Annotated in this window: 26 protein-coding genes and 5 pseudogenes; 22 read left to right on the top strand and 9 right to left on the bottom strand. The window is 41.4% G+C overall.

Features of this window, described 5'->3' with window-relative positions; genetic code table 11:
- Nucleotides 1-36 precede the first annotated feature (36 nt).
- Nucleotides 37-507: a 30S ribosomal protein S7 gene (rpsG, locus tag KA717_04860; protein UXE62181.1), complete on the bottom strand. Its 471-nt coding sequence runs from the start codon at nucleotides 505-507 to the stop codon at nucleotides 37-39.
- A 152-nt stretch (nucleotides 508-659) separates the two neighbouring features.
- Entirely contained in the window at nucleotides 660-1037 is a 378-nt protein-coding gene (gene rpsL, locus KA717_04865) for a 30S ribosomal protein S12 (GenBank protein UXE62182.1), read from the bottom strand.
- A 225-nt stretch (nucleotides 1038-1262) separates the two neighbouring features.
- Between rpsL and cobU the strand changes: the two genes are divergently transcribed.
- The 4 genes from cobU to KA717_04885 all read left to right on the top strand — a co-directional run bounded on the left by cobU (nucleotide 1263) and on the right by KA717_04885 (nucleotide 4347).
- A complete protein-coding gene (gene cobU / locus KA717_04870) occupies nucleotides 1263-1844 on the top strand; it encodes a bifunctional adenosylcobinamide kinase/adenosylcobinamide-phosphate guanylyltransferase (protein ID UXE62183.1) in 582 nt (193 codons plus the stop codon).
- Between the two features lie 251 nt (nucleotides 1845-2095).
- Complete coding sequence (locus KA717_04875) at nucleotides 2096-2560, top strand: hypothetical protein (GenBank protein ID UXE62184.1); 465 nt, start codon at nucleotides 2096-2098, stop codon at nucleotides 2558-2560.
- Between the two features lie 278 nt (nucleotides 2561-2838).
- Nucleotides 2839-3537, top strand: a complete 699-nt coding sequence (locus KA717_04880) for a Crp/Fnr family transcriptional regulator (GenBank protein UXE62185.1) — start codon at nucleotides 2839-2841, stop codon at nucleotides 3535-3537.
- Between the two features lie 42 nt (nucleotides 3538-3579).
- The gene (locus tag KA717_04885; protein ID UXE62186.1) at nucleotides 3580-4347 is read left to right on the top strand and encodes a DUF2232 domain-containing protein; all 768 of its coding nucleotides are present in this window, start codon (nucleotides 3580-3582) and stop codon (nucleotides 4345-4347) included.
- Between the two features lie 22 nt (nucleotides 4348-4369).
- Here KA717_04885 and ccsB read toward each other — a convergent pair whose 3' ends face one another.
- Both ccsB and KA717_04895 read right to left on the bottom strand, forming a co-directional pair.
- The gene (ccsB, locus tag KA717_04890) at nucleotides 4370-5359 is read right to left on the bottom strand and encodes a c-type cytochrome biogenesis protein CcsB (GenBank protein ID UXE62187.1); all 990 of its coding nucleotides are present in this window, start codon (nucleotides 5357-5359) and stop codon (nucleotides 4370-4372) included.
- On the bottom strand, nucleotides 5346-5504 hold the full coding sequence (locus KA717_04895) for a hypothetical protein (GenBank protein UXE62188.1): 159 nt from the start codon (nucleotides 5502-5504) through the stop codon (nucleotides 5346-5348). Before KA717_04895 ends, ccsB begins: the two co-directional genes overlap by 14 nt.
- A gap of 119 nt (nucleotides 5505-5623) precedes the next feature.
- On the opposite strand from KA717_04895, the gene KA717_04900 reads away from it, so the two are divergent.
- The 3 genes from KA717_04900 to KA717_04910 all read left to right on the top strand — a co-directional run bounded on the left by KA717_04900 (nucleotide 5624) and on the right by KA717_04910 (nucleotide 8140).
- Nucleotides 5624-6034: a hypothetical protein gene (locus KA717_04900; GenBank protein UXE62189.1), complete on the top strand. Its 411-nt coding sequence runs from the start codon at nucleotides 5624-5626 to the stop codon at nucleotides 6032-6034.
- Nucleotides 6035-6271: 237 nt separating this feature from the next.
- Entirely contained in the window at nucleotides 6272-6907 is a 636-nt protein-coding gene (locus KA717_04905) for an FHA domain-containing protein (protein UXE62190.1), read from the top strand.
- Nucleotides 6908-7000: 93 nt separating this feature from the next.
- Nucleotides 7001-8140, top strand: coding sequence for a site-2 protease family protein (locus KA717_04910; GenBank protein ID UXE62191.1), 1140 nt, complete (start codon nucleotides 7001-7003; stop codon nucleotides 8138-8140).
- A 95-nt stretch (nucleotides 8141-8235) separates the two neighbouring features.
- Here the strand turns inward: KA717_04910 and infC are convergent, their stop codons facing one another.
- Nucleotides 8236-8772, bottom strand: a complete 537-nt coding sequence (gene infC / locus KA717_04915; GenBank protein ID UXE62192.1) for a translation initiation factor IF-3 — start codon at nucleotides 8770-8772, stop codon at nucleotides 8236-8238.
- A gap of 385 nt (nucleotides 8773-9157) precedes the next feature.
- On the opposite strand from infC, the gene KA717_04920 reads away from it, so the two are divergent.
- Nucleotides 9158-10078, top strand: coding sequence for an alpha/beta fold hydrolase (locus KA717_04920; protein UXE62193.1), 921 nt, complete (start codon nucleotides 9158-9160; stop codon nucleotides 10076-10078).
- On the opposite strand, the gene radA is transcribed toward KA717_04920, so the two are convergent.
- Entirely contained in the window at nucleotides 10035-11561 is a 1527-nt protein-coding gene (gene radA, locus KA717_04925; GenBank protein ID UXE62194.1) for a DNA repair protein RadA, read from the bottom strand. The genes KA717_04920 and radA overlap by 44 nt on opposite strands.
- A gap of 243 nt (nucleotides 11562-11804) precedes the next feature.
- On the opposite strand from radA, the gene KA717_04930 reads away from it, so the two are divergent.
- The 5 genes and pseudogenes from KA717_04930 (at nucleotide 11805) to KA717_04950 (ending at nucleotide 16120) form a co-directional block, all read left to right on the top strand.
- Complete coding sequence (locus KA717_04930) at nucleotides 11805-12536, top strand: response regulator transcription factor (protein UXE64553.1); 732 nt, start codon at nucleotides 11805-11807, stop codon at nucleotides 12534-12536.
- A 17-nt stretch (nucleotides 12537-12553) separates the two neighbouring features.
- Nucleotides 12554-13198, top strand: a complete 645-nt coding sequence (locus KA717_04935) for a cofactor assembly of complex C subunit B (GenBank protein UXE62195.1) — start codon at nucleotides 12554-12556, stop codon at nucleotides 13196-13198.
- Between the two features lie 114 nt (nucleotides 13199-13312).
- Nucleotides 13313-14395, top strand: coding sequence for a site-specific DNA-methyltransferase (locus tag KA717_04940; GenBank protein UXE62196.1), 1083 nt, complete (start codon nucleotides 13313-13315; stop codon nucleotides 14393-14395).
- 73 nt (nucleotides 14396-14468) lie between these two features.
- A pseudogene (locus KA717_04945) lies at nucleotides 14469-15537 on the top strand (IS4 family transposase).
- Entirely contained in the window at nucleotides 15443-16120 is a 678-nt protein-coding gene (locus KA717_04950) for a hypothetical protein (GenBank protein ID UXE64945.1), read from the top strand. Before KA717_04945 ends, KA717_04950 begins: the two are co-directional and overlap by 95 nt.
- A 122-nt stretch (nucleotides 16121-16242) precedes the next feature.
- Here KA717_04950 and KA717_04955 read toward each other — a convergent pair.
- A pseudogene (locus tag KA717_04955) lies at nucleotides 16243-16677 on the bottom strand (transposase).
- Between the two features lie 123 nt (nucleotides 16678-16800).
- Between KA717_04955 and KA717_04960 the strand changes: the two are divergent.
- The 3 pseudogenes from KA717_04960 (at nucleotide 16801) to KA717_04970 (ending at nucleotide 19852) form a co-directional block, all read left to right on the top strand.
- Nucleotides 16801-17004: pseudogene (locus KA717_04960) on the top strand (IS5/IS1182 family transposase).
- 126 nt (nucleotides 17005-17130) lie between these two features.
- Nucleotides 17131-18473: pseudogene (locus KA717_04965) on the top strand (IS5 family transposase).
- A 239-nt stretch (nucleotides 18474-18712) separates the two neighbouring features.
- A pseudogene (locus KA717_04970) lies at nucleotides 18713-19852 on the top strand (IS5 family transposase).
- A 155-nt stretch (nucleotides 19853-20007) separates the two neighbouring features.
- Here KA717_04970 and KA717_04975 read toward each other — a convergent pair.
- Both KA717_04975 and KA717_04980 read right to left on the bottom strand, forming a co-directional pair.
- Nucleotides 20008-20481 carry a hypothetical protein gene (locus tag KA717_04975; GenBank protein UXE62197.1) on the bottom strand — a complete coding sequence of 158 codons (474 nt, stop codon included), beginning with the start codon at nucleotides 20479-20481 and terminating at the stop codon, nucleotides 20008-20010.
- Between the two features lie 24 nt (nucleotides 20482-20505).
- Nucleotides 20506-20991: a hypothetical protein gene (locus tag KA717_04980; protein UXE62198.1), complete on the bottom strand. Its 486-nt coding sequence runs from the start codon at nucleotides 20989-20991 to the stop codon at nucleotides 20506-20508.
- 280 nt (nucleotides 20992-21271) lie between these two features.
- On the opposite strand from KA717_04980, the gene KA717_04985 reads away from it, so the two are divergent.
- The 6 genes from KA717_04985 (at nucleotide 21272) to KA717_05010 (ending at nucleotide 26164) form a co-directional block, all read left to right on the top strand.
- Nucleotides 21272-22912: a DEAD/DEAH box helicase family protein gene (locus tag KA717_04985; GenBank protein ID UXE62199.1), complete on the top strand. Its 1641-nt coding sequence runs from the start codon at nucleotides 21272-21274 to the stop codon at nucleotides 22910-22912.
- Nucleotides 22913-23098: 186 nt separating this feature from the next.
- Nucleotides 23099-23989 carry a hypothetical protein gene (locus KA717_04990; GenBank protein UXE62200.1) on the top strand — a complete coding sequence of 297 codons (891 nt, stop codon included), beginning with the start codon at nucleotides 23099-23101 and terminating at the stop codon, nucleotides 23987-23989.
- A gap of 91 nt (nucleotides 23990-24080) precedes the next feature.
- Complete coding sequence (locus KA717_04995; GenBank protein ID UXE62201.1) at nucleotides 24081-24287, top strand: hypothetical protein; 207 nt, start codon at nucleotides 24081-24083, stop codon at nucleotides 24285-24287.
- Nucleotides 24247-24618 (top strand): type II toxin-antitoxin system PemK/MazF family toxin, encoded by a 372-nt coding sequence (locus KA717_05000; GenBank protein ID UXE62202.1) that lies wholly within the window; start codon nucleotides 24247-24249, stop codon nucleotides 24616-24618. Before KA717_04995 ends, KA717_05000 begins: the two co-directional genes overlap by 41 nt.
- Before the next feature lie 175 nt (nucleotides 24619-24793).
- Nucleotides 24794-25669: an ATP-binding protein gene (locus tag KA717_05005; protein UXE62203.1), complete on the top strand. Its 876-nt coding sequence runs from the start codon at nucleotides 24794-24796 to the stop codon at nucleotides 25667-25669.
- Between the two features lie 84 nt (nucleotides 25670-25753).
- The gene (locus KA717_05010; protein UXE62204.1) at nucleotides 25754-26164 is read left to right on the top strand and encodes a hypothetical protein; all 411 of its coding nucleotides are present in this window, start codon (nucleotides 25754-25756) and stop codon (nucleotides 26162-26164) included.
- The last annotated feature ends 10 nt before the right edge of the window (nucleotides 26165-26174 follow it).

Raw genomic sequence — 26174 nt, forward strand, 5'->3', positions numbered from 1 at the left:
ATGCTGAGAAATCAAGGCGGATAACCGCCCCGTTTTCTAGTAGCGGTAATGAGCAAAGGCTTTGTTGGCTTCAGCCATACGATGGGTTTCTTCCCGTTTTTTGATGGCGGCTCCTGTTTCATTAGCAGCATCCATAATTTCGTTAGCAAGCTTGCTGGCCATCGTACGTCCACCACGAATACGAGAGTAGTGTACTAGCCAGCGAAGAGCTAAAGCTGTTCCTCTAGCGGAACGAACTTCCATCGGGACTTGGTAGGTTGCCCCACCGACGCGACGGGCTTTGACTTCTACCAGGGGGGTTAAGTTTTTAATCGCTTTTTCAAAAACTTCCAGCGGTTCATTCCCTGTTTTTTGTCCGATCGCCGTGAGGGCATCATAGACAATGGTGGAAGCTAGGGATTTTTTGCCCGATTTCATTACCCGACGGATGGTCATGCTGATTAAACAACTGTTATAGACCGGATCCGGGGGAACGGGACGTTTTTTGACATTTCCTCGACGAGACATAATGATTTAATTTGAGGTAAACAGACACTTTAATAGTCTCCCCTGAATTCTTTTCCGAATCTGAGGGAGCAGGATAGGGATCGCAAGGTTTGTATTAAAACGATCTTTTTTAGATAGCAAAGAACGAGAAAATAAACTCGCCTAAGAGGATTTTATTTAGCTTTAGCTCGTTTAGTACCGTATTTAGAACGGCCTTGTTTACGATCCTTTACCCCAGTGGCATCCAAGGTTCCCCGAATGATGTGGTATCTCACCCCTGGTAAATCCTTGACCCGACCGCCGCGAATCAAAACAACAGAGTGTTCCTGTAAGTTATGACCAATCCCTGGAATGTAAGCGGTAACTTCAAACCCAGAGGTCAAACGCACCCGTGCTACCTTACGGAGAGCCGAGTTAGGTTTTTTGGGGGTTGTCGTGTAAACACGGGTACAGACACCGCGACGCTGAGGACACTGTTTAAGCGCGGGGGACTTCGTCTTTTTCTGTACTTTGGAGCGTTCGCTACGAATTAGCTGCTGAATAGTGGGCATGTTTTAATTAGGAAGATTCTGACAAACTCCCAATGCTCAAGAGAATCGTTGACAAATTCCCATTGTACCGTTGTGTGAAGAGAACTGTCAACTAATCATTTTAAATTGTGCTCATTTCAGCTTTTAATTATAGATAACCAAGGGGAAATGGTGTTAACTGAGGTTTTAGGTTTACGCCCTGATTGACCAACGTTTAGGATTTTCGGCAAACTACTTTTTCTGGAAATGACAACTCTTTCACCAACCGCCATTATTCTAGTGACCGGCCCAGCGAGATCCGGTAAAAGTGAATGGGCAGAAAATTTGGCGACAAGATGGGGACAAGCATTCGATCAACCCATTATTTATGTGGCGACGGCTCAGGACGCTCCTCAAGATCTGGAATGGCAAGCTCGTTTAGAAAAACATCGTCAACGTCGTCCTCCCCATTGGCAAACTCTGCTGGTTCCCACGGATCTCTCTGCCAACCTTTTAGAGGTGATTCCGCCAGGGATTGTTTTGGTTGATTCCTTGGGAACTTGGGTCGCTAATTTACTAACCCTTGAAGATGATCAATGGCAATGTCAACAACAACAATTGATCTTTACTTTACAAAAATTAACTTTGACCGTTATTTTGGTTGCTGAAGAAACCGGATGGGGGGTTGTTCCTGCTTATCCTCTGGGCCGACTATTCCGCGATCGCCTGGGTCATTTAACCCGTCAAGTGGGCGCGATCGCCGATCAAGTTTATTTAGTCACGGGGGGCTATGCGCTGAACCTAAGCCAATTAGGGGAACAGCTAGAGGCTCCTCAACCCCAACCGTAGATCTAAAATCATCTAGAGTAGGACTGCTAAAACCCTCTAAAACTCGCTACGATAGGGAAATAAAAAAATCAAGCGAAGTTAATTTCTAATTAGCTTGATCACTGGACAAGTGGTTAATAGTCCTACGGTCATAGATTCTTTGTGCAGTACACCTTGTTTGATTCAACAGCGTTTAAACAGAATGATCTAAACAAATGCAATTTTAGAGATCAACATATTTTCTTCATTATTTTTGAGTAATCCAGACACCTATGGCATCTGAAATCGAAGTTAAAGAATATCTCGCCTATTGGTTGCAATTAGGTAAAGGAATCCTGATGCCAAAATCTCAAGAGCGTCTATTTCCCCAACCAATTTTTGAAGGAACCCAGTTTTCTAAGGACTTTGAGCAAATTTGGCAAAAAATCCTCGTAAATCAGACCAGTTGTTATCTTGAAGGGACTGAACAAACGTTTCAGGAATTGCTTTCGCCTGCCTGGGAAATGGTATCCTGCGCTCGTTGTACTCTTCCCATGCCTCTGAGCCGTGTTCATCCCCCATCCTGTCTTTGTCCCTGTGTCGATCTTTGCCTTTGGCCCAATAACGAGTTGCCCTTACCGAAGCTACCAACCTTAGAAGGGGTTCGCCTACGCCGTGTTCAAATGCGTCTTCAACAAAAAGAGGCAGTTGAGCAGTTTCCAGACAGCCAGGACAAGGAAAAGAGTCAAGCAAGATAGTCACTGGTCTCTCTGTTGATAATATTCAAGCGCGATCGCTGTATGGATGTCATCATCAAGGTTATGGTCATTAAAAGTTGATTACCCTGGTTAGTTAATGACGAAATGATAAGATAGTGTAGTATCTTTATTTACGTTGCCCTAGCTTAAAAATCTCTTGTTAACTGCGGCCCTTTTTAAATTACTTAGGTATATACAGAATTCGTTGATCCTCCGTGATAACGAGATTGTTTCTTTTTTTGTGTTTAAAAGCCGTTTCTAGAGAAAATTATAGAAAAATGGAAGAAAAGCGTCCTTCTCTCAATGACATTAAACAATTAAGTCTCTCTATTCCTTTTTTTAAAGGGTTAGCAGAAGATAGTCTAGAAAAGGCCATTACCCATATTGTTATTCGCGAGCATCCGGCCAATCAAGTGATTCTACTGGAAAATGATTGGGGCGGTTCAGTCTATTTCATTATGAATGGCTGGGTTAAAATCCGTACTCATAACGCGGATGGCAAGGAAATAACCTTAAATATTGTCGGTACGGGAGAAATTATTGGTGAGATGGCCGCCTTGGAAGAGGCTCCCCGTTCTACGGATGCCATTACCTTAACACCCACTAAGGTTTGTAGTATTCCCGCCCAGGATTTTTGTGCCGTACTGGCAACTGAACCCAGTGCCGGAATTCGGTTGGCCCAATTAATTGCCAAACGCCTACGACAACTGAATCGACGCTTACGACTACGGGAAGCCGAAAGTATTGCCAGAGTAGCAGATGCCCTATTATTTTTAGCGGAAGGCCAAGGCAAAAGTACCAAACAGGGAATTGATATTCCTAATTTTCCCCATCGAGAGTTAAGTAGTATTAGTGGACTGGCGAGAGAGACCGTCACCAGAACATTGACCAAGCTAGAAAAAAAGGGTTTAATTATTCGCGAAACCGATCGGCTCTGTATCCCTGATCTCTACGCCCTAGAAGAAGTAATTACCTGATATTCATCAGTATTTTTGACTCGTGATTTTTTCCCTGATCCTATGCCAACCGAATTAAATTCAGAAACACCTTGCTTTGATGATGATGAGACTAACTGGGTTGATCAGGGTTGGGATACTTTGCCCACAAATACAGCTATGCCTGATTTAGGGAGAGTAGAAACGGTAAAACATCAGCGATCGCCGTTAAAATCCCTCAAAACCTTAGCAATGGTGGAGAGTGCCTTTTTAGCGAGTACGGCTAGTTTAATCTGGCTCATTAATTATTATTTTCCCCTTGGCCCCGTTTTAACCATTTTTTTCCCGATCCCTTTGGCCCTGGTTTATTTACGTTGGGGGCCGAAGACAGCAATTAAGGGGGTGATTGCGGCAGTTTTACTGCTATCGGTGTTGATGGGGCCGACCCGTAGCATTGTCTTTTTAATGCCCTACGGCTTAATGAGTTTACAGCTAGGTTTTTGTTGGCAGCGCAATGCGCCCTGGTTTTTTTCCATCCTATCGGGAGGATTAATTGGGGCTTTTGGTTTTTTCTTTCGCTTCTGGTTATTTTCAATCCTGTTAGGGGAAGATCTTTGGCGGTACGTGATTACGCAAATTACCAATCTTTTAGACTGGGTTTTTCTGAAACTGAACCTCTTAGCGCAACCTGATTTTATGCTCGTTCAGGCGATCGCGGTAGGTATGATTTTGCTCAACAGTCTGTTTTATCTGGTCGCTGTTCACCTAATGGCTCTTTTAATTTTGGATCGGATCGGCAATCGGATTCCCCGTCCCCCCCGTTGGGTCTCAGTGATTTTAGATTACGAGTAAGGAGGGGAAAGTTTTTAGAACCTTAGAAAAACCAGCCGTAGGAATGGAGTCCTTTGCCCAGTAAATTTACGCCGAGATAGCAAATCCAAACCACCATAAAACCACTGGCAGCCAGAATAGCCGGTTTACGACCTTGCCAACCTTTGGTAATCCGGGCGTGGAGATAGGCGGCAAACACGAGCCAGGTAATCAAGGCCCAGGTTTCTTTGGGATCCCAACTCCAGTACGATCCCCAAGCTTCGTTGGCCCAAACGGCTCCAGCAATAATGCCAATGGTCAGGAGGGGAAAACCTAAGCCAATAATGCGGTAACTAATGTTGTCCAAGGTATCCGCTAAGTTAAGCAGTTGAGGAGCAAGAGTCACATTTTCTGATTGGGGTTTTTCTAAAACGGCAACTCCTCCGCTATCGGCCATTAAGGCAGGTTTGGCATTAACTAAATTGGCCATTGCTGTCAGTTTTTGACCGGGACGATAACTCCCTGTCCCCACAGAACTGCCCCGCAACTCAACCGTTTGTCCCCTGGTTACAACTAAAAAGGCGATCGCTAGTAAGGAACCGACCATTAGAGCAGAATAACTAATCATCATGACGCTAACGTGCATCATCAACCAATTTGATTTCAGAGCCGGTACCAGGGGAGCCGAAAGTCGCATATCAGAAGGCAAAGTGAGGGCTGCAAAAGCTGTAATGGCCATGGCCACAGGGGTTGTAACCACGCCGACTAAATGACTGCGACTCATGTTTTCCGCAATCAGGTGAACGGTTGTCAGGCCCCAAGCCAGGAAAAAGAGGGATTCGTAGAGGTTACTAATGGGAAAATAGCCCGCTTCCAACCATCTGGCTCCTAACAGGGCGGCCATACATAAATTGGCGATCGCGACTCCAATGCTTCCGAGGGTTGCTAACCAGGGTTGGGGAAAGGCTGCACCGGCCCAATAGACCAGCATGGTGACAAAAAGAATTAAAAAAGAAAGATTATCGAGCAGATTTTCGAGACTAACTAAATTCATCGCTATTTTTTAACCGCAGACCATTCTCAAACCATTCTATCGGCTCTCGGTTCCAGGCAACGGCGATCGCGGTAGATTCCCTCCGTTTAGGTTGTCGCTCTGACGGCGATCGCTCAGTTTTCTCGGCTAATTCACAGCTGAACAATGATCTAGATCACCTTGAGCAGGAAAATATGACTTTATAATGTGGAAAAGATAAAAGGAAAGTCTTCCCAATCGGGGAAATTCAGGACGATAAAATCCATACCCTAGGAGAAATGAGTTATGTCTGAGTCATCTATCAATTTATCGAGTGAAGAACGAACTGAGTCAGAGCTAGAATTTTTAATGCAAGAAAGACGCTCTCAGCCACGTATTCCTGCCTTTTGTCAGGTACTAGACGAAGGAGGCAACTTTATCGGAGTTTCTTTTGACCTGACCTGCATTGGTATTTGTCTGAGCCTACCGAAAAGCTGGACTCAAGATAAAACCTTTTCCATCGTCCTCAAACGGGCTGATCAAGAATTAATACCTCCGGTTGCCGTCACGGTAGAACCCTTGTGGCGTAGAGCTCGTAACCATGATTTTGATGAAATTGGTGGCAGAATTATCAGTAAAGTTTCAGAGGAATACTTTCAACAACTTTTAGAGTATTGTCAACTTTTTGGCCCCAGTGGTTTATTTGCAGATAATTGATCTCTCTTCAGTCTTCCTTTGATTCATTTTTCTTACGCCTGATTTCCCCGTTGATTGAACACGGGGTTTTTCTTTGTCTCACCGTTTGACGATCAAGCATTTCTTTCGTTTAGTTGGTCTTGTTTGAGAGTTTGTCCTGGTGCTTGAAGATCAGTGAGATACATTCAGTAAGCGATAATAATTAATAGAATAGTCGTTAGCCTCAAATTTATCGCCTCATCACAACATTTTTTGTTTATGCTTGTCTGTCCTAACTGTAACCATACTAATCCAGAGGGGGCGAGTCAGTGTGAAGCCTGTTTTACACCCCTGCCTCAGCTCATCCCCTGTCCCCATTGTGCTGCTCCAGTACAAAATGATGCTACTTTTTGTGGTAGTTGTGGCAACAGTATTACTCCTGTGGCCGCGATCGCCGAACCAAAAGTAGAACTGAAAGTCGAACCTGAAGCAAAATTGGCAAGTGCTATACCTGTAAACCCAATTGCTGCTGTTCCTGTGGCCGTTAATCCCCTACCTCCGATCCAAGCCGCCACCCAACTTCAAGTACAAAAAGCCGGTCTGCTCCATATCGGTAGTCAAACGTTCCTAGAACTCCCCCAGGGATTAGCTGTGATTCACATTGGTAAACCCAACGAACAGATTCCCCCCGATCTCGATGTTTCGGGCTTTCCCCATTCCGATATTGTTTCCCGTATCCATGCAGATGTGCGCGTAGAAGGGGATGCCTATTATATTGAAGATGTCGGTAGTGCCAATGGAACCTATATTAATCACGCTCCTTTAATGAAGGGCAATCGTCATCGTTTACGAGCCGGCGATCGCATCTCCCTCGGTAAAGGGGATGTCATGACCTTTCTTTTTCAGCTTTCCTAAATCCATTGATCGGGAGGACTCATGCGCGGACAATGGCAAATTGGCTCATTCTTTGGGATTCCCTTTTACCTGGACACGTCCTGGTTCATCATTGTGGGCTTGGTCTCGTTAGCAAATGCCACTGAAATTAATCAACAGATTCTAGGGAATAATCAGGTCTGGTTAGGTGGGGTTTTGGGGTTACTACTAGCCCTATTGCTCTTTGCCTCTGTCCTATTACATGAGTTAGGTCATAGTCTGGCCGCCCGTACCCAGGGCATCACGGTGAATTCCATTACGCTTTTCTTGTTTGGGGGGGTTGCTGCCATTGAACGGGAATCTAAGACCCCTTTAGGTGCGTTTTGGGTGGCGATCGCGGGCCCACTGGTTAGTTTTGCCCTTTTTATCATTTTTTGGACGATGGGCAATCTGGGTCAACAGTGGCTAATTGTTCGCTATTTCGGTCAAAATTTAGGACAAATTAATCTCTTTTTAGGGCTGTTTAATTTAATTCCAGGACTACCCCTGGATGGTGGTCAGATTCTCAAAGCCTTGGTCTGGAAATTGAGTGGCGATCGCCTGGTGGGGGTTAGGTGGGCGGCCCGCAGTGGTCAAGGAATTGGATTAATTGGGGTGGCACTAGGATTAATCTCTTTGTTCGTGATCGGCGATGCGGGGGGAGCCTGGTTGGCCCTAGTGGGTTGGTTTGTCTGGCGCAATGCCAATGCCTACGAACGCACCAGCAATTTACAGAGCGGCTTGAAAATGATTCGAGCTACGGAGGTCATGACCAGAGAGTTTCGGGTCGTCAATGCGAATCTAACCCTCAGAGAGTTTGCTGAAACTTATCTTCTGCAAGGGAATCAAAATCCAATACCCTATTATGCTGCCTCTGACGGACGTTACCGAGGACTGGTGCGGGTCAATTTATTACAGGACATTGAACGGAGCGAATGGGATTGGTTAACCCTTCAAGATATTGCCATTCCCTTAACTGAATCTCCCCATGTCGGTGAAAATAGCAATCTAGTCGAAATTATTAATCAATTGGAAAGGAGTGGCGATCGCTCCCTTACCGTTTTGTCGCCAGCATCAGCAGTGGCCGGTGTTATTGATCGAGGGGATGTGGTCAAAGCGATCGTGACTCAACAGGGTTTACCGATCCCAGAAGCAGAAATTAAACGCATCAAACAAGAAGCCGTTTATCCCTCCTATCTTCCCCTCGTCAATTTAGCCAAATCCCTAGAAAATTGACCAGGTGAGAGCCGAAGCATTGTTAGCAAACACCAGAAAAAAGACACGATCACCGTGTCTTACCCATCAGATATAGATGCAAAAGCAGTGCAAAATTAGGGCTGTTTTTTAGGAGAAAGCAACATCATCATATTACGTCCTTCTTTTTTAGGAGCCTGCTGAAGTTCGGCAACTTCTTGTAAGTCGATCGCCATCCGTTTTAGCAGATCCTCGGCCAGATGGGAATGTTGAATTTCCCGACCACGAAAAGTAATAGTTGCTTTTACCTTATCGCCTGCCTTGAGGAAACGTTGAGCTTGATTGATCCGCACCTGGTAATCATGTTCATCAATCTTATAGCGCATCTTCACCTCTTTAACATCGGCAGTATGCTGTTTCTTCTTGGCCTCTCTGGCCTTTTTTTCTTGCTCAAATTTGTATTTGCCGTAATCCATAATCCGACAGACGGGAGGTACAGCAGTCTCACTAACCAGAACCAGATCGAGTTCTCTTTCTTCGGCAACTTTTAAGGCGGCATCTGGGGTGAGAATCCCTAGTTGGGAGCCATCGCTATCGATGACACGAATTTCAGGGAAGCGAATTCTTTCGTTAATTTTGGGTAAATCGCGTTGAGGTCGTTTTTTATCGATCACAGGTGTATTTTTCTAGAATAGGAATCGAAATAGTTGAGGAAAGAACTAAAGGACAACGAGAAGTTAATACTCACTTGTCATTTTACCGACTCTTTAGAAATTTCGGCCTTAATTCTTTTGAAATTTTTATTGTATTAATTTCCCCACTGATTTTGTATTAAGCTCTTCTGCCTAAAGATTATCTACTAATCGATGCTCGACATCTCACTGCCAGGGATTGAATGCTTTTGCCCGTATGGGTTTGAGAGGATGAGCCGCTTACTGACAATGCCCTACAAACTTTGTCCCGACCGCCGGCTTCCTCTGCTCAGAAAAAATCTACTGTTGACGGCGATCGCCTAGGATAGGAAATATTGTAACGATTTGCAAAGAATTGTTTTCTTTTATGGCAAGGGTTATCGAATCTCCCACCTGGCAAGAGCGCATTGGTCATCAACGGGAATGGAGTTGGCGTGGTTGGCAATTACGCTACAGTTTCCAGTTTCCCTCAGAGGCCATTAGCCCAGACCGTCCACCCTTGATCCTGCTACATGGTTTTGGCGCGGCGATCGAACATTGGCGACAGAATATTCCCGTTTTAAGTCACGATTTTCCCGTCTATGCCCTAGATCTACTGGGTTTTGGTGGCTCCAGAAAAGCCGATACTGACTATAGCGTTTACCTTTGGGCCAATCAGGTCTATGATTTCTGGCGAACCTTTATTAATCGTCCAACTGTCCTGGTGGGCAACTCCATTGGCTCCTTGGTTTGTCTAACGGCTGCCCAAGCCTATCCTGAGATGGTCGCAGGAATCGTGATGCTGAGTTTACCAGATGTATCCCTTCGCCAAGACGCTATCCCTCCCAGATTGCAACCCTGGCTCACCAAAATAGAAAATTTGTTTGCGGCTCCCTGGTTACTGAAGGGTTTATTTAACATTCTGCGTCGTCCAGGAGTCATTCAGCGTTGGGCCGGTGTGGCCTACAGTCAACCAGGCTTCGTGCAGGAAGAATTGGTACAAATTATTTGCCGTCCCCCCCAGGATTCAGGAGCGGCTCAAGCTTTTTGTTGTTTATCGGCGGCGGTTCGTCAACCCCATTTTGCTCCTGCGGCTAAACAAGTCTTGCCTTTACTGGATATGCCCATTCTATTGATTTGGGGTTTAGATGATCGCATGGTTCCACCAATTTTAGCCAAGGTGTTTGCTCCCTTAAATCCCCGTCTGCAATTGCTGGAGTGGGAAGGTGTGGGTCACTGTCCCCAGGATGAATGTCCCGATCGCTTTAATCAGGCTTTGACTGACTGGCTACAGACTCAGTTTGGGTAGGACTCGTTTCTGGTTCGGCTTTAGCTTGACTGGGTAAGGCTGCAACGATCGCCTCAATGACCTTACCAACGGCAATAATCTCCAGTCCAAAGGTTTCGGATGTACTGGCTCCCTTGGGAATAATGGCCCGTTGGAAGCCCAATTTAGCCGCCTCTTTCAAACGTAAATCCATCTGCGAAACCGATCGCACCTGACCGCCTAAACCTACTTCCCCAATTAAGACGGTGCGGGGATCGACAATGCGATCGCGGAAACTAGCCACTAGAGCTACAGCAATTCCTAAATCGGCGGCGGGTTCTTCCACTTCAATTCCGCCGGCTGCCGCCACATAGGCATCCAGTTTAGATAGGGGAATGCCAACCCGTTTTTCGAGAACGGCTAAAATTTGTTGCAAACGATTGTAATCCACTCCTGTGGTTGAGCGACGCGGCGAAGGATAACTGGTGGGACTGACTAGAGCCTGTAATTCAACCACCAGGGGACGGGTTCCTTCACAAGCCACTACGGTCGCCGTACCTGGACTGGCATCTTCTCGATTACCCAAAAATAACTGGGAAGGATTGGCCACTTCCTGCAAACCGGACTCCACCATTTCAAAAATGCCAATTTCTTGAGTGGCTCCAAAGCGATTTTTCACTGATCGCAGTAATCGATGGGAGGCATAGCGATCGCCCTGAAAATAGAGCACCGTATCCACTAAATGTTCTAAAACCTTTGGCCCGGCGATCGCCCCTTCTTTGGTGACATGACCCACAATAAACAAACTAATATTGTCCCGTTTTGCGACTTGCATTAGGGTTCCCGTACATTCACGCACCTGGGCCACTGACCCTGGAGCCGAATTAAGAATGGGAAAATAGAGATTTTGAATACTATCAATCACAGCCACCTGGGGCCGCAAGGAATCCAATTCCCGCAAAATTTCCTCTAGATTAGTTTCCGGCAACACATAAAGCTGGGAATCCGTATCGATTTTAGGGGAAAGTATAGAGGGCTGGCCTGAAATTTGGGTCGGTTGGGTAATGCCTAGACGAGTGGCGCGTAATTTAATTTGTTGGGCCGACTCTTCGGCTGAAACGTAAAGAATACGGGGTAAACGTTGGGCCAACTGAAAGGCCACCTGGAGCAACAGTGTCGATTTACCAATCCCCGGATCGCCACCAATTAAAATTAGAGCTCCTGGGACAATCCCCCCCCCTAGCACCCGATCTAACTCACCATAGCCAGAGGGAAAGCGGCCCTGATCTTCCTCGGTGATCTGAGAAAATCTCAGCGCAGTATGGGGTGTGGGTTCCTTGGTGGGTTTTTTGGCAGTTCGCAGACTGGCTTGCACAGCTTGCCGACTATTACTGGTAGCGGCTGGAGCCTCTAGAATTTGTTCCTGTAGGGTTCCATAGGTTCCACAGCCTGGACATTTACCGAGCCACTGAAGAGAATCAGCCCCGCAAGCATGACAAACATAGCTGGTCTTAGGTTTGGCCATGATAAAATTTGTGTCGCTCCGTAAAGAAATTCAAAGCAATGACAGGGAATAAACTTGAGAAATGTAACGTTTTTGAGAACAACAGTTCAGCTAACCGCGATCGCTAAATCCAGATTGAGTCAGTCTTTCAGTGCAAATACAGGCTAAATAGTAGCAATAAAGCGATATTCTAGAAACATAGCTACTCATCATTAAACTTAACGATTAGCAATTCTACTTAACTTATAAGGAGCGTTGAGTAAATTGGAGACTCATAAAGAGAGAATTTTGGTTGTCGATGACGAAGCCAGTATCCGGCGTATTTTGGAAACTCGGCTATCGATGATTGGTTACGAGGTGGTCACGGCTGCGGATGGGGAGGAGGCGATCGAAATTTTTCATCAAACCGATCCCGATCTAGTAGTTTTGGATGTCATGATGCCGAAACTAGATGGTTACGGTGTTTGTCAGGAGCTACGCAAGGAATCTGATATTCCCATTATCATGCTAACGGCGTTAGGAGATGTGGCCGATCGCATTACCGGCTTAGAACTAGGAGCCGACGATTATGTCGTTAAACCCTTTTCTCCCAAGGAACTAGAGGCGAGAATTCGGTCGGTGCTACGTCGTGTCGATAAAGATGGGGTGCCAGGGATTCCCAGTTCTGGGGTTATTCAAATTACTTCGATTCGGATTGATACTAATAAACGTCAGGTTTATAAAGGCGATGAACGGATTCGACTCACAGGCATGGAATTTAGCTTGCTAGAACTATTGGTCAGTCGTTCCGGTGAACCCTTTTCCCGTTCCGAAATTCTGCAAGAGGTTTGGGGCTATACTCCCGAACGTCATGTGGATACTAGGGTGGTAGATGTGCATATCTCGCGGCTGCGGGCCAAACTGGAAGATGATCCCAGTAATCCTGAGTTAATTCTGACTGCCAGAGGAACGGGTTATCTTTTTCAACGCATCCATGAACCCGGCGAGGAATCGTAACGCTCTTTCCTATAGCGATGAACCAAGACTCTAATCGTGTTTTAAGGCAGTTACCCCTGTTTGCTGGTGCAGTCGGGGGCATTTTACTGCTCATTAATCGACTAAGCACCATTGCTCTCACACCGTCCCAATCCCGTTCTGATGTGGTAGGGGTGATTCTGGCTGGTACGCTACTCCTGATTTGGCTGATTTGGCAACAGATCCAACCGCGATCGCCGGAAGCCGTCACTTTAATTGGACAAGAGGGGCTAGAATTCGCGCCGGATTTATCGGATTCGATTAAAACGGAATTGGCCTGGGCTTCCCATTTACTCTTAACCAATACGGTGACCAAATCCTTAGTGGCTTTGCATCGAGGGAAAGTATTAATGCGACGGGGTATTCTGGGCAAAACCGCCGAGGTTAAGGTGGGAACGATTTTAGAAAGGGTTCTCAAAACTCAAAAACCGATTTATCTCGTCAATTTAACGCTGTATCCTGGTCGAATTGAATTTGACTATTTACCGGAAAATACCCAGGGTTTAATCTGTCAACCAATGGGAAAAGAGGGGGTTTTGATTTTGGGAGCAAATATTCCCCGCAGTTATACCAAACAAGATGAGATTTGGATAGAAGGTATTGCTGATAAGTTAGGCTATAGTTTAGATCAAGCTTTCAGTTAAAGGACTGGAAGGGCGATCGCTGTTAATATTCCTATTGCCGTAGGGACGCAATGCTTGTGACAAAAATCAACTAAAGTAGTATAAAATTGGGTTACAGATTAGAACGAATTGGCAATGAGTCGCAAGCAACGCTTAGAGTTAACTTGGATTGGCAAGGATGAACGGCCAAGGTTAGAGCCGCGTATTTTATTGGAAGATACGGAAAAGTCTTTTCATGCACCCTATCGAGTTACGGATCACGATATTTTTGATAATCGTTTAATTTTTGGGGATAATTTGTTGGCATTGAAGGCGTTGGAGCAGGATTTTACGGGAAAAGTTAAATGTATTTTTATTGATCCGCCTTACAATACGGGATCAGCTTTTGAACATTATGACGATGGGGTTGAGCATTCGATTTGGTTAGGTTTGATGAGGGATCGCCTAGAGATTTTACGGAATTTATTAGCAGAAAATGGTTCAATTTGGATCACGATTGATGATCATGAGGCGCATTATTTAAAGGTGATGTGTGATGAGATTTTTGGGAGAAGTAACTACAAATCAACAATAACTTGGCAGCGAAAGTATAGTGTTAGTAATAACTTTCAAGGAATTGCAACTATTTGTGATTTTATTTTAGTCTATGCCAAAAATGATAAGTTTAAAAATAACTTATTGCCTAGAACAGAGGAGTCAAGTGCAAGATATTCAAACCCTGATAATGATCCGCGAGGGCCTTGGAAGGCAGTTGACTATCTTAATCAGGCAACACCAGAAAAGCGACCAAATTTATGTTATAAAATTATTAATCCAAATACTGGAAGCATGATTAAAAACACCAAAAAAGCGTGGAAATATGATCTACAGACACATCAAAAACACGTTAGTGAAAATAGAATTTGGTGGGGAAAAGATGGAAATAATACAGTTCCAGCATTAAAACTTTTTCTTGCGGAAGTGCGTGATGGTATGACTCCTCATAATTGGTGGCCCTATGATGAAGTTGGTCACACAGATGAAGCCAAAAAAGAGGTTATCCGTTTATATGGAAATGAAAATGTATTTGATACTCCTAAACCTGAAAGATTGATTAAAAGAATTTTAGAAATTGCCACCAATCCAGGTGATTTAGTCTTAGACTCCTTTGCAGGTTCAGGAACCACTGGAGCCGTAGCCCAGAAAATGGGTCGCCGTTGGATCATGATTGAATTCTAAGTACAGGACAAAAGGCTTGAAAAGTATACGAGAAAGGGGTTTCATGGAAGATGAACGTAATGTAAGAAAACCCATGAACCAATATAACGCATTGAAACAAGCCCTAAAACCCCATTTGGGATGGCATGGTGCCAGACTCTCCTTCCTAGCCTTGTTCTTACTCGCCCTCCTCAAAGTGAAAACGGTTAACCTTAAAGAATTGGCTCTGGGTTTTGAAGGTCGGGCATTGGTGGATTCTCATTACAAACGCTTACAACGCTTTTTCTCAGGATTTGAGCTGGATTACCATCACATTGCCCGTATTGTAGTCAGTTGGCTGGATATCCCTCAACCTTGGGTATTAAGTATTGACCGCACAACCTGGGAGTTTGGCAGTCATGGTTATAATATCCTCACTGTCGGCATTGTCCATGAAGGAGTAGCCATTCCCATCTTGTGGTGGATGCTTAGCAAGAAAAAGGGCAATTCTAACAGTGATGAACGAATGCGTTTTATCGAGGAGATGCTCAAGATTTTTCCCACCGCCCTGATTCGTTGTTTATGTGGCGACCGTGAGTTTATTGGTCAGGCTTGGCTTCGCTATCTTCTGCTCGAACCGCTACTGGCTTTCTGTCTGAGAATTCGGGCTACGGACAAGATTGAGCACAATGGCAAGCTTTTGGCCGCCAAAGTCATTTTTGCCCATCTTGCAAAAGAGTGAATCTCAACGTCTTCAAGGGAGTTGTCGGGTTTGGGGATATCCTGTTTCTGTAGAGGCTCTTCGCTTGCCTGATAATTCTCTACTCATCGTCATTGGACATCCCGATTCCCAAGGTCTTATTCACGATTATGCCCTGCGTTGGGGCATTGAAACCCTTTTTGGCATCTTTAAGACTCGTGGCTTTTGCTTGGAATCTACTCACTTTACTGACCCCAAGCGTCTTCGTAAGCTTTTGGCTTTACTGACTTTAGCTTTGGCTTGGTCTCTCAAAACTGGTCTAGCAATTCATCATCTTCATCCCATTCCCCTCAAGAAACATGGTCGCCTAGCGCAGAGTCTTTTTCGTCTTGGTTTTGACCATCTTCGTCATCTTGTTCTTAATCCTTCTCTACCCAATTTTTCTCTTTTTCTCGACTCCCTACATTTTTTGTCCTGTACTTAGGATTGAATTAGGAGAACATTGTCATACTCACATCATTCCACGACTGCAAAAAGTCATTAATAATCAAGACCCTGGCGGCATTACTAAAACTGTCAATTGGCAAGGTGGCGGCGGTTTTCGTTACTATAAACTAGCTCCTTCTCTCCTCGAAAAAGATAAATATGATAACTGGATTATCTCACCCAAATATAACGCTGCTATGCTAACAGAAGCCATGTGTAAACTAATGGGATTTACCTACTTTCCCAGTCAAACTCACTACTGGAATCAAGGTTACTCCTCTGAATCCGACCATATTTACGTCACCACTAATCACCTCAATTATGATCAATTAAATGCCATTAACCAAGAATTAAGGGAAGACCAAAGCCTGCTCATTTGTTGCAAAGCCTATCATGTTGATCCCGATCAATTTCCCAAAATTACCATCACAAAAATTCCCCAAGCCGTTCTCCATCAATGCGAATGGGGTCACGATGACTACAGTTTAAATGTAGCAAATCTTAAAACCCTTGAAAAACCACCCCAGCCGATACAAATTCAACAACTTTCATTATTAGGAGACAATGAACCTAAATCTTAATTAACAAACTTTTAAAATTTCCCCGTAGGGGTTTGGTTCCCAAATCCGTAACCAATTAATTCACCCTCACAAAATCTCTCAATCCAGACCCCTCCGTAGGGGCTTAACACTGTTCATCCGTGTCAACTTAAAGGAATGGGTTCCCAAATTTGTTGATTGAGAGCGGCCTTTTCTCGATGTCGCTTTCTCTCAGCTTTGACCAAACCAAATAACTTAGCACGTTCAGCCAGATAGGTTACTGTATTAGGCTTTTCTCCTCTAGCAATAGCCTTCGCTACATAGTATAGACTCCGAAACACCATCTCTACTGAGATTTTTTCTTTCGGTTGATTTAGAGCAATCGCCACTTCCCCTACCAATTGATTTAAGACCGTATAGAAAATCAAAGTGCAAATAATCTGGATTTGGACACCATTCTTATTCCCTACCCATAAATAGGCTAGTCCTAAAAGTCTTTTCGTTAATAAAAAGGCTTCTTCGATTGTCCATCGTCTTCGATATAAATCACAGACCTCTTCGGCGGACAGTTGTTCGGGAGACAACACATTTGTTAAATAGGGCTTGCTGAAAAAAGCTGAAACCTTTACGGAGAAAAATAGTAGGCGAATTAAGAACCGCTAGAATGCACGAAAATAGGGTAGAATGCCTCAAAACCATTGCATTAAGAAGAGAGAAAGCAGATGTACCGAAAGCAACAGTACTCAATTGAAACACCAGAAAACTTGAAAAATCTGTTCGGCGGGCAGTTAGACGAAGAAAATCGTTGGATAGAAATGTCAAAAATGATTCCCTGGGAAGAATATGAGGAAGAATATGCAAAAAACTTCACAGAAAAAAAAGGAGCCCCAGCCAAATCATTTAGAATGGCATTAGGAGCATTAATTAGGGCTTGCCGAAAAAAAGCTGAAACTCTTACGGAGAAAAGATAGTAGCCGAATTAAGGACAGGCAGAATACAGGGAAATAGGTTAAAATGGCTTGAAAACCTTGCCGGAAAAGGAGGCAAAACATATGTACGGAAGACAACAGTACGAAACTAAGACACCAGAAAACTTCAAAAATCCGTTCGATGGGCAGTTAGACGCAGAAAATCGTTGGGTAAAAATGTCAAAAATGATTCCCTGGGAAGAATATGAGGAAGAATATGCAAAAAACTTCACAGAGGAAAAAGGAGCACCAGCGAAATCATTTAGAATGGCGTTGGGGGCATTAATCATCAAAGAAATGTTAGGAATAAGTGATAGAGAAACAGTGGAACAAATTAAAGAAAATCCTTATTTACAGTATTTTATAGGAATGGAAAGCTATAGTAGCGAAGAAGCATTTAATGCGTCAATGATGGTTCATTTTCGTAAAAGAATAGGAATGGAATTAATCAATAAAATTAATAAAGAAATGGTAAAGAAGTTCGAGGGAGTAGTGTCAGAAAAAAAAGAAAATGAAGGACAGCTATTGTTAGATGCAACTTGTACACCAGCAGATATAAAATATCCAACGGATATAGAAATATTGAATGAAGCAAGAGAAAAAACAGAAGAAACAATAGATGAGCTTTATAAACAAATACAAGGAAAAGAGAAAAAAAAGCCAAGAACGTATAGAGTAGCAGCAAGAAAAGACTACCTAGAGATAGTCAAAAAACGTCGTGTGTCAAAAAAAGAAAGAAGAAAAGGAATAAAAAAACAACTACAATATGTAAAAAGAAACTTGTCTCATATAGAAAAAATGATAGAAGAGGGAGCCAAGTTAGAAAAACTAACGAAAAAGGAGCAAGAAGAGCTTGTAACGATAAGAAAAGTGTATGAGCAACAGTTAGAGATGTATGCAAAAAAGACGAATAAAGTAGAAAACAGAATTGTGAGTATAACCCAACCTCACATCCGTCCAATAGTGCGTGGCAAAGTAGGAAAAGCAGTAGAGTTTGGAGCTAAAATATCGGCAAGTAGTGTGAATGGCTTTGTCTTCTTAGACAAATTGAGTTGGAATAATTATAACGAATCGGGAGATTTACAAGAGCGAATAGAAGAATATAAAAAGGAAAGGAGAGAGGATGTTATCCCGAATCGGTTCATGTGGATAAAATATATCGAACAAAAGCGAATCGAGCTTATTGTAAAGAGAGGGGAATAAGAATGAGTGGTCCCCGCTTGGGAAGACCACCGAAAGAGGTGAGCAAAGAAAAAAAGGAAGAGGCCCGCTCAGATGAAAGAGTGCGTAATGCCATAGAGGGTAAATTCGGACAGGGAAAGAGAAGATTTAGTCTGGGTCGAGTGATGGCCAAACTTCCTGAAACCTCTGAGACTGTGATAGCGATGAATTTTTTGCTAATGAATCTTTCTACTCTACTTCAGAAGACAAAGAAGAAAACAAAAAGTAAGAAGTTGTAGAGTCGTTTTTCTTCTGAAAAATGGTGTTAATTTTCCTCTCTTTTGTGAGGAGTGATTTTTGTTGACTTTTTGTAGAAAGAAAGGGACAATAGATTAAACAAAATCTGTATTGTGACTTCTTTCCATAAGGAAAAGTTATCTGTGCTTTTTCCGTCCATACTTCCCTAACCCACATTTCTTTCGTTTTTTGACTTTTTCAGCAAGCCCTAATTATCAAAGAAATTTCAGGAAAAAGTGACAGAGAAACAGTAGAACAAATAAAAGAGAACCCTTATTTACAGTACTTTATAGGAATGGAAAGCTATAGTAGCAAAGAAGCATTTAATGCGTCAATGATGGTTCATTTTCGTAAAAAAATAGGAATAGAATTAATAAATAAAATTAATAAAGAAATAGAAAAAAAAGCGACGGGTGTAGCGTCAGAAAAAAAAGAAAATGAAGGAAAGTTATTGTTAGATGCGACTTGTACACCAGCAGATATAAAATATCCAACGGATATAGGAATATTGAATGATGCCAGAGAAAAAACAGAAAAAATAATAGATAAGCTGTATGAAGAAATAAAAGAGAAAAGGAAAGAAAAGCCGAGGACTTATAGGGAAGTGGCAAGAAAAGAGTACTTAGCCATAGCAAAAAAACGTCGTGTGTCAAAAAAAGAAAGAAGAAAAGGAACAAAAAAACAACTAGGATATATAAAAAGAAACTTGTCTCATATAGAAAAAATGATAGAAGAGGGAGCAAAGTTAGAAAAACTAACGAAAAAAGAGCAAGAAGAGCTTGTAACGATAGGAAAAGTGTATGAGCAACAGTTAGAAATGTATGAAAAAAAGACAAATAAAGTAGAAAACAGAATTGTGAGTGTAAGCCAACCTCACGTGCGTCCAATAGTGCGTGGAAAAGCGGGAAAAGCAGTAGAGTTTGGAGCTAAAATATCGGCAAGTAATGTGAATGGCTTTGTCTTCTTAGACAAATTAAGTTGGGATAATTACAACGAATCGGGAGATTTACAAGCGCGAATAGAAGAATATAAAAGGGAAACAGGATGTTATCCGGAATCGGTTCATGTGGATAAAATCTATCGAACAAAAGCGAATCGAGCTTATTGTAAAGAAAGGGATATAAGAATGAGTGGTCCCCGATTGGGAAGACCGCCGAAAGAGGTGAGCAAAGAAAAAAAGAAAGAGGCACGCTCAGATGAAAGAGTGCGTAATGCCATTGAGGGTAAATTCGGACAGGGAAAGAGGAAATTTAGTCTTGGTCGAGTGATGGCCAAACTACCTGAGACCTCGGAAACGGTAATTGCGATGAACTTTTTGGTAATGAATCTTTCTACTCTACTTCAGAAGACAAAAAGTAAAAAGTTGTAGAGTCGTTTTTCTTGTGAAAAATGGTGTTAATTTTCCTCTCTTTTGTGAGGAGTGATTTGTGTTGACCTTTTTAGACAGAAAGGAACAATAGATTAAACAAAATCTGTATTTTGATTTGTTTCCATAAGGATAAGTTATCTATGCTTTTTCAGTCCATACTTCCCTAACCCACATTTCTTTCGTTTTTTGACTTTTTCAGCAAGCCCTAAATACTGATACCAGATTGTTCCCCATAATACTGAGACTAATCTCACCGGATGCTTGCAAGGATTAGAACGGTAATTTCCCATAATGATAATCTCATCTCTGTAATGACTACCTTGAGACAATACTTGTTTGGTTTTGTAAGATGTACCCGCTCTAAATCTGGTTAGAAAAAACTTTTTAGCTTCTGTTAACAAATCAAACCACACAAAGCTAAAAAATCCCATATCTACGAGAATTAAACCATTTTCTGGTAATTTAGCTGCCAATTCTTCACACCATATTTTATCATTTGATTTATCATTTTCTGTGTACCATAAAGTAACGGGTCTTTGGGTAAAGGCTTCCACTACCATCATTATTTTACCCCCCAATTTACTCTTTTCTTCTTTACTTATTTTCATATTTTTCCTTATCTGCTCTAGCGTTTAGCCATCTGCTATCCACACTGCACTAAACTTTTCTCTTATTTTTTCCCATTTTTCTCCTACTTGGAGCTTCTTCCCTTTTTCGGCTGCTTTTTCTAACACTCCTTTTAGTAATATTGCAAATATTTCGGCTGGCACATTCATCATTCTTTTTGATACTGCCTGTTTGCTTACTTTTAATGATGCTACCCATAGCAATCCCTCTTCCTCTAACAGTCTTACCGCTTCACTTATACCCGCTATTTGACGATACACTATACTTAACACTAATGCCACCATTACTGGTAAATTTAATACCCTATCTCTCATCATTTTCTCATGAGTTCCCTGTAAATATTTTAATGGTGTAAACATTGTGGGTTCTAGTAATTCAAACAACTCTTTTGTTATTTCAGGGATTTCTACCCCTGGCTGATTTGTCTTACGACGTAAGTCTGGGTTTCCTTTTCTCCGAGGATGTTGTCTTGCCATTTGTTTTTTGCTCACTTTTTTATATACTAACCTTTTTTTCAGCCTACTCTTACTTCCGCCTGCTTTTAGGCTAATCTTTTGTGAGTAGGCATTTTGGCTTAAGTTGACACCAATGAACACTGTTAAGCCCTTTTACGCGATCTACCAAGCAATACATTGTCTGTTAACCATTGAGATTAAGGACATAATGGTATTATGTCCCTACAGAAATCAGCATCTTGAATGCACAACTTCTTAAATTATTGTTCCTAACTGGACTTGGAGACCAAGCCCCTACCGACATTAAATTAAACCAATGAACAGAGAAATAAATCTTATTACCAATCGCCTTAGCCTCAGAAAACCTCAACGAGAATCCTTAGAAATTCTGGCTGATATTCTTGATCAAATTATCCTAGGAGAAAACAACGATCTGCTACAATCCCTAGAAATCATTAAAAATCTTTATCCCACCATCCAAGAATTTGAAAGAAACTTTCCTTCCCTTTGCTTTGCCCTGGCCACTGGAGTCGGTAAAACCCGCTTAATGGGAGCCTTTATCACCTATCTTTATCTGATAGGTAAAAGCCGCCATTTCTTCGTTTTAGCCCCCAACCTAACCATTTATAACAAACTCATTCAAGACTTTACTGCTAATACTCCAAAATACGTTTTTAAAGGTATTCCCGAATTTAACCTAAACTCTCCCATTGTTATTACAGGAGAAAATTATGAAGATGGTCGCGGCGTTCGTGTAGAAGTTTTAGGTCAAGGTCGCCTTTTTGAAAACGAAAAAACAGTCCATATTAATATCTTTAACATCTCTAAAATTAACTCAGAAGTTCGAGGTGGAAAAGAACCCAAAATTAAACGCCTACAGGAATATATTGGCCAAAGTTATTTTGAATATCTATCGGAACTAAAAGACCTCGTTTTATTAATGGATGAAGCCCATCGCTATCGAGCTAGTGCAGGTATTAAGGCTATTGAAGAACTTAAACCCATTTTAGGCTTAGAACTCACCGCTACCCCTAAAACCGTCGGCTCTAAATCCGTCGAATTTAAAAATATTATCTATAGCTATTCCCTCGCTTATGCCCTACAAGACGGCTTTGTTAAAGAACCTGCTGTTGCCACTCGTAAAAACTTTCGCCCCGAAAATTATAGCTCCGAACAAATTCAAACAATTAAACTGGAAGATGGCATCACGAACCATGAATACGTTAAAAAGACATTAGAAGAATATGCAGAAACTAATAATGTCGCTAAAGTTAAACCCTTTATTTTAGTCGTTGCTCAAGACACTAATCATGCCAAAGAAATTCGCACAATCATTGAATCTACAGACTTTTTTGCAGGTGCTTATATCGGTAAAGTTATCGAAATTTATACCAATCAAAGTGGAACAGAATCCGAAGAAGCAACTCAAAAATTATTAGAAGTTGAAACCAGTGAAGAAATTGAAATTGTTATTCATGTTAACAAACTTAAAGAAGGCTGGGATGTTACCAATTTATACACGATTATTCCTCTGCGTGCCTCCGCTTCTGAAATTTTAACTGAGCAAACTATTGGCCGAGGTCTGCGCTTACCCTATGGCAAACGAACAGGCAATGAAACCTGCGATCGCCTAACTATTATTGCCCACGATAAATTTCAAGAAATTGTTGATCAAGCGAATAATCCTAATTCCATTATTCGCAAACAAATTACCATCGGTATTGACGGTGATATTTCCCCCGAAAAAACTCAATCCTTAACCGTTCCTTCCGTTGTAGAATCTCTTTTAACAGGTAATTTTTCCACCTTTCAACAATCTCCCGATCAGCCCTTAAAACCTGTTAATGCGAATATTCCTCAGCCCGAACCCTTATTTAAAACTCCTCAAGCCCAAAATATTGCTTTAGCAGTAATGGAAGTTACTAAAAAATATGAGTATTTAGCAAACTCAGAATAATTAAAAAGCCCTGAAATTCAAGCCAAAATTGTCGAAGAAGTTAAAACCCTATTACCCCCAACACAAATACCGATCCCTACTCTAGGCAAAGAACCCGATTTAGCCAAAATTGTCGAAATTGCCACTAATACCTTAGTCGAGAAAACGATTGATATTCCTAACATTGTCTTAATACCAAAAGAGCAAGTGAACTTTGGTTATTCTGACTTTAATTTAGAAAATTTAGACACAATTGATTATCAACCTGTTGCTCAAGAAATCCTCATTAAATATCTCAGAACACCCGATAAAAGCTATATTTTAGGCAATGAAACTCAACAAAAACAAATCCGCTTAGAAAACTATCTCGTGAACATTCTGATCCAGAAAGGTGAAATTGACTACGACAGTAATGCTGATTTACTTTATAAATTGACAGCCCAAGTCGTCAATCATCTTAAATCCTATTTACCTAATGATGATGCAGTCGAAAACGTTCTACTTTATCACCAAAAAATTCTTAGTGACTTTATTTTCAAACAAATGTTGCAACACTATTGGGAAACGGCAACTGATTACACCGCCAAAATAATCAAAGGATTTACCCTTTTAAAAACCAATAAATTTAATACTCCCGATCAGCATAACCTTAAATATTTTCGAGATACCTTAACCAATATTTCTGTCATTCAAAAAATGATTTTTGGCGGCTTTGAAAAGTGCTGTTATCCTTACCAAAAATTTGATAGGGATACCGAACGTCAATTTGCTGTACTAATTGAAGATGATGATTTAGTTTTGCGCTGGCTTAAACCTGCTTCAGGTCAATTTCAAATTGAATATCTCAACGGAGCAAAATATGAACCTGATTTTATAATTGAAAGAGTCAACGATAAATTAATTTGTGAAACCAAAATGGCCAAAGAAATTAACGATGAAGACGTTCAGCAAAAGAAACTAGCCGCCGTGCGTTGGTGTCAATTTGCAACTCAACACGCGATCGCCAATAACGGAAAACCCTGGCATTATTTACTGATTCCCCATGATCAAATTGCCTCTAATCTTTCTCTGGATTATCTCAAGACTGAATTTGTATAAATGGAGTGCGGTAGTAGATTGACCTAGCAAAAGAGGATGGAGTATAATATCAAGGCAGGGGAGAAGTCCTTTTAGTGAGCTAATTCGACAGGTGACAAAAATGAAAGTAGCTAGGTTTGATGAAATTAAAGAAAAATTTGAGATTAAAAATGATGAACTCTTCATTTATATTGAAGAACCTGATCAAACGTTAAAATTAATCAGATTAAATGAGTATGCAATCTTAGCAGAGGAAGGATTAAGAGACGTTTACGATCATGAACCTGATGGAGTATGGGAGAAATGCCTTGAAAGTTAGACAAAGAGAGATTATTCTGATTAATTTTCCTTTTTCCGATTTGACGGGAATGAAAGTTAGACCCGCATTGGTCGTTTCCAGTAACCGATACAACAAAAACAATCTAGATGCTGTTGTCTTGGCAATTACCTCAAATTTATCTCCTCATGCTTACAAAATCCCGATTGAGATGCACGATTTAGACAACGGTAGCTTGCCCCTAAAAAGTGCGATTAGAGTTGATAAACCCTTTTCAGTTCTTCAAAGTAAAGTATTAAAAATTCAGGCAAAAGTAACAATTGCAAAGTTGAAAGAAGCCAAATTACTCATTAATGAACTAACTGACGAATAAGCTGAAGATGGTCTTGCCTTTCTGATCATGGTTTTACCCCAAGGTTGATCAGCCCCAAAATCTGTAACCCTATATTTTTCTCCCTTGCCTAAAAATCTTCAAAGTGTTGTCAAAAATAGGAAAACATAGGATAATACACCGTTAAGATAAGTAAACTCATTCGATTAACGCTGTTATGGAACTTAAAGAAGTCTTAAGATTTGCCGATAATGTGGTCTTGACTAAGACGGGTAAGCATTTAAACGACCTACAAAGAGATATTTTGGAAGAGACTCTACAGGGTAGTAAATACAATGTGATTGCTGATAAACACGAATGCACAGTTAATTATGTCAGAGAAGTCGCTGCAACCCTTTGGAAAATTTTATCTGAGGAAGTAGGAGAAAAAATAACCCAGTCCAATATTCGTACTACCTTAGAAAGAGCAAGTTATTCAATCATTTCATCAAACTTTTATCCTAACTCCCAAACCCATATTAATATCTGTAGTAGTGACTTAAAATCTCTCAAAAATTCCCATACAAAATCAGCAGAAAAACCCTATCTTGACCTAGATGATGCTCCTCACCGTACCCTTTTTCATGGTCGTACTAAAGAATTAGATACTCTGCAAAATTGGATATTACAACAACACTATCATCTGATTATGATTACGGGTATGGCTGGTATTGGTAAAACGGCCTTAACCCTCGAATTAATTGAACAAATTAAAAATCATTTTGATATTATTATCTGGCGGGACTTACATGACTTTCCCGATCCCGAAAATTTAGAACATGAATTAGTTGAAATTCTCGCCGATGGGCCATTTACATCTGCGAGCCAAAATGAAAAAAATATAAATAATCCTCTTCGTTACCTGGCTAAACTACTCCGAAAACATCGCTGCTTAATTGTCTTAGATAGTCTGCAATCGCTTTTACAGGATGGACAACTAGCGGGTAATTATCAAAACCCTAACTATCAGACATTTTTCAAATTCCTCAGTAAAATAAAACAAAATAGTTGCTTTATTGTTAATAGTTGGGAAACACCTCAAGATATAGTTTAACTAGCCGAGAAATCCCCTGGCGTTTGTATTTTCCCCCTTAAAGGTTTAGGTAAAGATGCTCAAAGTATTCTCAAAGAAAAAGACTTGAATAACCAAGAAAATTGGGAAAAGCTTATTTATCTTTATCAAGGTAATCCTCTCTATCTAAAATTAGTTGCCACTTTACTTAATCAACTATTTAATAGTCAAATTACCATTTCTCAAACCGAAAATTGCTTATTACCTGAAGAATTACAAATGATTCTCAATACCCAAATTGGAAGATTATCACCTCTAGAAAAAGAAATTTTAACCTATTTAGCAATTAACGATAACCAGTATTCTCTGAATCAATTACTAGATATATTTAACTTACCCAAAAACCAAATTATTAATACTTTTCAATCTTTAATGAGAAGAACCTTAATTGAGCAAAATTCTGCAACTTCGGAAATAGAAAATAATTATACTGTCGCACCTATTTTCAAGGAATACCTTAAAAATGTAGATAATTAGGGCTTGCTGA

Origin of the sequence: Woronichinia naegeliana WA131, assembly GCA_025370055.1 — a bacterium.
Lineage (GTDB): Bacteria > Cyanobacteriota > Cyanobacteriia > Cyanobacteriales > Microcystaceae > Woronichinia > Woronichinia naegeliana.